1 protein-coding gene is annotated in these 545 nt (G+C 62.4%); it reads right to left on the bottom strand.

Features of this window, described 5'->3' with window-relative positions; genetic code table 11:
- Positions 1-9 precede the first annotated feature (9 nt).
- A partial coding sequence (locus tag EUC46_RS12465; protein WP_206646010.1) for a transposase family protein occupies positions 10-545 on the bottom strand: 536 nt, incomplete at its 5' end.

Genomic DNA, 545 nt, shown 5'->3' with positions numbered 1-545 from the left:
GAGGGTTATTCATGGGGTGTTGTAGGTGAATATGAGGGCTAGTACTGCGGTGATTGTTGTGTTGAATGTGTTCAGGGGTCTTCGGTAGTCGTTGTGGAGGATTCTCCAAGTCTTGATATTGGCGATGGTTCTTTCGATCTTGTAGCGGATGCGGCCGTGGGCGTGGTTGGCGTCTTTCTCGGTGCTGGTGAGGGGTCTGTGGGGTGGTTTCCTGTAGGGGGTGATCATGGTGGTGCCGGTGTAGCCCTTGTCGCCCAGGTGCCTGGGCGGCTTGGTGCCGGTGGGCAGGTCGCTGGCTGGTAGGTCCAGCAGTCCGCTGGCTCGAAGCGCGGTGACGTCGTGGGCGCGGCCGGGCAGGGGGTCTGATACCCAGGCGAGGTGGCCCGACAGGGTGCAGGCGACTTGGAGGTTGACTCCGGTGGTGTGGTGCTTGCCGGAGTACAGCTCGGGGTGGTCTCTCCAGGACCAGCATGGTGCCAGGGTGCCGTCGATGATGAGTTCGGTGGTGGGCTCCAGGTCCTCCACGGTGGGGACGGCGTCCTGGA

This window comes from Actinomyces oricola (genome assembly GCF_004104015.1).
Taxonomy (GTDB): domain Bacteria; phylum Actinomycetota; class Actinomycetes; order Actinomycetales; family Actinomycetaceae; genus Actinomyces; species Actinomyces oricola.
Note: the sequence above shows the minus strand (reverse complement) of the source record. Positions and strands in the feature narration are given on the sequence as shown.